5 protein-coding genes and 1 pseudogene are annotated in these 5,766 nt (G+C 59.3%); 3 read left to right on the forward strand and 3 right to left on the reverse strand.

All coding sequences use genetic code 11. The features are described from left to right. From AAAB16_RS03540 to AAAB16_RS03550, 3 genes and pseudogenes are all read right to left on the reverse strand, one after another. Positions 1-192: pseudogene (locus AAAB16_RS03540) on the reverse strand (MFS transporter); the annotation flags it as partial. 403 nt (positions 193-595) lie between these two features. After that, positions 596-2,182 (reverse strand): ABC-F family ATPase, encoded by a 1,587-nt coding sequence (locus tag AAAB16_RS03545; RefSeq protein WP_340662094.1) that lies wholly within the window; start codon positions 2,180-2,182, stop codon positions 596-598. Between the two features lie 121 nt (positions 2,183-2,303). Further along, a complete protein-coding gene (locus tag AAAB16_RS03550) occupies positions 2,304-3,026 on the reverse strand; it encodes a GntR family transcriptional regulator (protein WP_340662095.1) in 723 nt (240 codons plus the stop codon). Positions 3,027-3,133: 107 nt separating this feature from the next. On the opposite strand from AAAB16_RS03550, the gene AAAB16_RS03555 reads away from it, so the two are divergent. From AAAB16_RS03555 to AAAB16_RS03565, 3 genes are read left to right on the forward strand one after another with little or no spacing between them, the layout of a single operon-like run. After that, entirely contained in the window at positions 3,134-3,958 is an 825-nt protein-coding gene (locus AAAB16_RS03555) for an ABC transporter ATP-binding protein (protein ID WP_340662096.1), read from the forward strand. A 13-nt stretch (positions 3,959-3,971) separates the two neighbouring features. Beyond that, a complete protein-coding gene (locus AAAB16_RS03560; protein WP_340662097.1) occupies positions 3,972-4,961 on the forward strand; it encodes an ABC transporter substrate-binding protein in 990 nt (329 codons plus the stop codon). Positions 4,962-4,968: 7 nt separating this feature from the next. After that, positions 4,969-5,718 carry an ABC transporter permease gene (locus tag AAAB16_RS03565; RefSeq protein WP_340662098.1) on the forward strand — a complete coding sequence of 250 codons (750 nt, stop codon included), beginning with the start codon at positions 4,969-4,971 and terminating at the stop codon, positions 5,716-5,718. Positions 5,719-5,766: the final 48 nt, after the last annotated feature.

Consider the following 5,766-nt stretch of genomic DNA (forward strand, 5'->3'; position numbering starts at 1 on the left):
GAGCAGGGTGGCGAGGTATTGCGAGGCAATGGTCAGGCCGGCGATTACCGCGCCATAGCCAAGTTGGTCATGCACAAACCCCGGCACCACCGCGATGGGAATGCCGATGCAGAGAAAGCCGAGAAAGGTGTAGAGCACAACGGCAAGAATTTGCCCTGTGATCGCCATGGAGCTTGGCGCTTGAATATGCATACGAAAGCTTCGCCGAAAACCTGGCGCAATCATGGCGGCTGCGGGGGGAGAAGAAAAGGCGGCTGGTGGGTGAATAAGCTGACGGAATAACGCGCTAGTCGCGGGTTCGGCGGGCAGCTGCGGCCGCTGAGCCGTGGAATTTGGTTTAGCGAAGCAAACCCGCTTGCAAACAACTGCTTTGTGCTCGACATAACGTGGACGTAATGTTTATGAGCCTTGATGCTCGCGTAGGCACCGGGTGGCGTTTAGCGGCTGGTTCTGTTGAGTGTGTAGCAACGGGTCCAGAGGGGCAGCGGAGATTTCTTGAAAGCTGCGGGTTTGTCAGCGGCCCCTACACGGGTAGCTCAGGCCACAACGTAAAACGCCCCGCACGGGCGGGGCGTTTTGGTGTAGCGCGGCGGGCTTAGATCAGCACGCCTTGGCTACGCAGGTAGTCGTCGTAAGTGCCGCTGAAGTCGACCACGCCGCTGGCCGACAGCTCGATAATACGCGTGGCCAGCGAGGAAACGAATTCACGGTCGTGGCTGACGAAAATCAGCGTGCCGGGGTAGTTTTCCAGCGCCAGGTTCAGCGCTTCGATGGACTCCATGTCCAAGTGGTTGGTCGGTTCGTCCATGATCAGCACGTTGGGTTTCTGCAAAATCAGCTTGCCGAACAGCATGCGGCCTTGCTCACCACCGGAAATCACTTTTACCGACTTCAAGATTTCGTCGTTGGAAAACAGCATGCGGCCCAAGGTGCCGCGAATCATCTGCTCGCCGGTGGTCCATTGGCCCATCCAGTCGAACAGGGTGACGTCGTCTTCAAAGTCATGGGCGTGGTCTTGGGCGTAGTAGCCAAGCTCGGCGCTGTCGGTCCATTTGATGGTGCCGGCATCCGGGGTCAGCTCGCCGACCAGGCTGCGCAGCAAGGTGGTTTTGCCGATGCCGTTGGGGCCGATAATGGCCACGCGTTCGCCGGCTTCAACCTGGAAGCTGAAGTTCTTGAACAGGGTTTTGCCGTCAAAGCCTTTAGCCATGTGCTCGACCATCACGGCCTGGCGGTGCAGCTTTTTATTCTGCTCAAAGCGAATAAACGGGCTGACTCGGCTGGAGGGCTTAACCTCGGCCAGCTGAATTTTGTCGATCTGCTTGGCGCGCGACGTGGCCTGTTTGGCTTTCGAGGCGTTGGCCGAGAAGCGGCTAACGAAGTTTTGCAGTTCGTTGATTTGCGCTTTCTTCTTGGCGTTGTCCGACAGCAGTTGCTCGCGCGACTGGGTGGCGGCAGTCATGTACTCGTCGTAGTTGCCCGGGAACAGACGCAGCTCGCCGTAGTCCAGGTCAGCCATGTGGGTGCACACGCTGTTCAGGAAGTGACGGTCGTGGGAGATGATGATCATGGTGCTGTTGCGGCTGGTCAGAATATTTTCCAGCCAGCGGATGGTGTTGATGTCCAGGTGGTTGGTGGGTTCGTCGAGCAGCAACACTTCCGGGTCGGAGAACAGCGCCTGCGCCAGCAACACGCGCAGTTTCCAGCCTGGCGCTACTTCGGTCATCGGCCCGAAGTGTTGTTCCAACGGAATACCCAGGCCCATCAACAGCTCACCGGCGCGGGACTCGGCGGTGTAGCCGTCCATTTCGGCGAACTCGGTTTCCAGCTCGGCCACGGCCATGCCGTCTTCTTCACTCATTTCCGCCAGCGAATAAATGCGGTCGCGCTCGGCTTTCACTTTCCACAGTTCTTCGTGGCCCATGATCACGGTGTCGATTACGGTGAACTGCTCGTAAGCGAACTGATCCTGACGCAACTTACCCAAGCGCACATTCGGCTCAAGCATCACCTGGCCACCGGACGGCTCCAGATCACCGCCCAAAATCTTCATAAAGGTCGACTTGCCGCAGCCGTTCGCGCCGATCAGGCCGTAGCGGTTGCCGCCGGCAAACTTGACGGAAACGTTCTCGAACAGCGGCTTGGCGCCGAACTGCATGGTGATATTGGCGGTAGAGATCACGGTTGGAATCCAGGGGTAGGCGCAAAAAAGGACGCGATTGTAGCGGTTTAGGCGGTTGAAAGCTGCTCTATTACGCTGGGCGGTGGCAGAAGGTCAGGTGCCTTGCGCAGTGCCCTGGCGGTCAGCGGCTTTTGAATACGCCGCTGAGTACAAATTCATAGCGCTCGGGGCGAATGTAAAAGGTGGTGCGGTCGCAGCACTGTTGGTCTTCAAACCATGAGGTGCGCTGCATAACTAGCAGGGCGGTGCCGCGTTTAACGCCCAGGTGTTCGGCCAGGGCTTTGTCGGCTTCGCGGGCGCGAATGGCCATGTCGGCGCGAATCACGGGCTTGCCGGTAACCCGCTCCAGCACCGAGTACAGCGGCTCCTGTTCGACGCTTTGCCAATCCACCTCGGCCAATTCGGCGGTGAGGTAGCTGCGGGCAAAGGCGATGGGTTCGTCGTCAACAAAATGCAAGCGCTCAACGTTGATACAACGCTCGCTAAACAACCCTGCCAACTCTTCCGGCACCGCCACGGCGCGTTGTTTAAGCATGCGCATGCTCGGTTTTAGCCCTTGCAGCAGTAGGGAGTCATGAAAGCTGCGCAGGGCGTCGAGGTCGTGGCGTACCTGCTGCGCGGCAACAAAGGTGCCTTTGCCTTGTTTGCGCTCGACAACGCCGTCTTCTTCCAGCTTGGCCAGCGACAAGCGAATGGTCACCCGGCTGACTTGAAAGCGTTCCACCAACTCGGCTTCCGACGGCAGTTTGCCCAGCGCGCCAAACTGGCCTTGCTGAATTTCCGTGAGCAATTGCTGGGCAATTTGTTCGTACAGCGAGGTGGAACTCTGGCGCTGAAGAGTCACAGGCGGGCCTTCTGCTTCTAAGGTTATGAATTTTCAGTCTTGGGCTGACTTGTATTAATACGTATTATGACAGCCCTGACAGTATAAATGACCTGACGCCCCTTGCCATGTCCCAGTTTCAAACCCACATACGCGCCCCTCGCACCGACGCTCTGCACGTAGAGGCGGTGAACTTCGCTTATAAGAGCGGCCACCCGGTGTTCAGCAACCTGAACCTGCGGGCGCGCCAGGGCGAGTTTGTCGCCATTCTTGGACCTTCGGGGTGCGGTAAAACCACGTTGCTAAATTTGCTCAGTGGTTTTCAGCAGCCGCAGGCCGGCAGCCTGTTGGTCAATGGCCAGGTCACGCGGCCAGAGCTGCCGGCGTTGGGTTATGTATTTCAGAGCCCGCAGCTTTTTCCCTGGCTGACGGCGCTGGAAAACGTGCGTTTTGGTTTGAAAGTCGCGGGCTTGCATAGCGCCCAAGAACAGCGCGAAAAGGCCCTGCATTACCTGCGTTTAGTCGGCCTGGAAGGCGCCGCCGAGCGTTTGCCGCGCCAGCTCTCTGGCGGTATGCAGCAGCGTGTATCGCTGGCGCGCACCTTGGCCCTGGAGCCGAAAGTGCTGTTGATGGACGAGCCCTTCGCGGCGTTGGATGCCATCAGCCGCAGCGCGATGAACGAAGAAACCCTGCGGCTCTGGGCCGAGTTAGGTCAGACCGTGTTGTTTATCACCCATGACATCGATGAAGCCGTGTTTTTGGCCGACCGGGTGGTGGTGATGAACATTGCCCCGGGCGGCATCCATAGCGAGTTGGCCATCGACTTGCCGCGCCCCCGAAGCAACCTGCAGACCCGCCGCTTACCGGCGTTTCTCGACTATCGCAACGAGCTGATGGAACGCATCGGCGACGTTATGGCGCAGTCGCCATTGCTCCTTGAGCCAACCCCCTGACACGAGTTCCCCCATGATCAAAGCACTGCTTTTGCCCGCCGCGCTGGCGGCCACCGCTTGGCTGAGTAGCGCCCACGGCGCCGAGCCGCTGCGCATCGGTTACGTGATGGCGATGGCCAATGCGCCGGTGATCATTGCCGAGAAACAAGGCTACTACCGCGATGAAAACCTGGCAGTGGACGTTAAGGCGCTGGGCGATGGCCCGGTGATTCAGCAAGCACTGGCCGCCCATGAGCTGGATGTGGCCTATGTCGGCACGCCGCCGGTGTACCAGTGGTATGCCCGCGGCCTCAAGAGCGTGATCTTGGCCAAGGTTAACTACGGCCAAGCGGCGGTAATCACCAACAGCAACGGCCCAATCAATAGCCTGGCCGACCTCAAGGGCCACAAGTTGGCCGGGGTGAAAAAGGGCAGTGGCATGGACGTGCTGTTGCGCGGCTATGTGCTGAAAGAAAACGCCAAGCTCAACCCCGACACCGATGTGGAAATCGTCGATATGCCGCCGGGCAATATGAACGCGGCGCTGGAGCGCGGCATCGTTGACGCGGCGTTTAGCTGGGAACCCTTTGTTAGCCAAGCGCTGCTGCGGGGTTCGACCAAGTTGCTGCTCGACGTTAACCAAGCCTTGCCGCAATACCCGTGGTACGTGGTGATCGGTCTGCCGGAAACCCTGCGCGACCGCCCCGATGATGTGGTCAAGCTGCTGCGCGCGCACCGTAAAGCCATTGCCTTCCTTAACGAGCACCCGGCCGAGGCCAACAAGATCATCGCCGAGGCGTTTAAGTTGGAAGCCATTCAACGCCCGGACGGCAGCACGTCTCAGCCACAGGATATCGTCGCCGAAGCGCGCAAACGTTTGGGTTGGTCGGCCGAGTTGGGCGCCAGTGATCTGGCCTTTATCCAGCGCCTGATGAACTACTCCAACGAGCTGAAGTTTATGGACGCACAGATTCCGCTCAAGGATCTGGTCGACACCTCGTACCTGCAAAAAGCCTCGCGCTGAGCCTGTTATGCCGTCACTCAAACCGAATTGGGGCTGGGCCTCGCTGCCGTTTCTGTTGCTGGTGTGGATCCTCCTCGCCAGCCGCTTTCCCAGCTATGTGCTGCCGCAACCCTGGGTAGTGGCCGGCGAAGCGTGGAAATGGGCGGCCGATGGCTCGCTGTGGAAGCAGTTCAAGGCCAGCTTGCTGGAAGAGCTGGCTGGCTTTATCAGTGCGGTGCTGGTGGCGGTCATGCTGGGCGCGACGGCGGGTTTGTCGCGGCACTTTCGCGACTTTATTGCGCCGCTTAACAGCCTGTTTATGGCTATTCCGCCGATTGCCTGGGCGCCGCTGATTTTGCTGGTTTTCGGTTTTGGCTTTTTCTCCATCACCTTGGTGATTTTTATCGCCGCGGTGTTTCCCATGGCCGTCACCATTCAAGAGGGTGTGCTGGGTATTCGTGAAGGCGAAGTGCGCGCGGCGCGAACCCTGGGCGCTAACCGCTGGCAATTGCTTGGCTACGTCTACCTGCCGGCCTCGCTGCCGTTTCTGACCGCGGCGCTGCGCATTGGCTTTAGCCAGGGCTGGCGCGCCCTGGTGGCGGCAGAAATGATCGGCGCTTCGCAGGGCATCGGTTGGATGGTGTCCATGGGCGGGCAAATCGGCAATGCCAGTCAGGTGCTGCTGGGCATTGTGTTGATCGGGCTGTTGGCCTGGTTGATGGAGGCCTTGGTATTCCGCCGAATCGAGCGTCGCTACCAATCCTGGCGCGCTGCCTAAGGGCCGCCGCCGTTTTTTCCGTTGAGAGGATTTACCGTGAGCCAGACC

This window comes from Pseudomonas sp. (genome assembly GCF_037994325.1).
GTDB lineage: Bacteria > Pseudomonadota > Gammaproteobacteria > Pseudomonadales > Pseudomonadaceae > Aquipseudomonas.

Bases quoted from the DNA above. Each gene is read 5' to 3' on its own strand.
- AAAB16_RS03565 (WP_340662098.1), top strand. From the start codon at position 4,969: ATGCCGTCACTCAAACCGAATTGGGGCTGGGCCTCGCTGCCGTTTCTG.
- AAAB16_RS03560 (WP_340662097.1), top strand. From the start codon at position 3,972: ATGATCAAAGCACTGCTTTTGCCCGCCGCGCTGGCGGCCACCGCTTGG.
- AAAB16_RS03555 (WP_340662096.1), top strand. From the start codon at position 3,134: ATGTCCCAGTTTCAAACCCACATACGCGCCCCTCGCACCGACGCTCTG.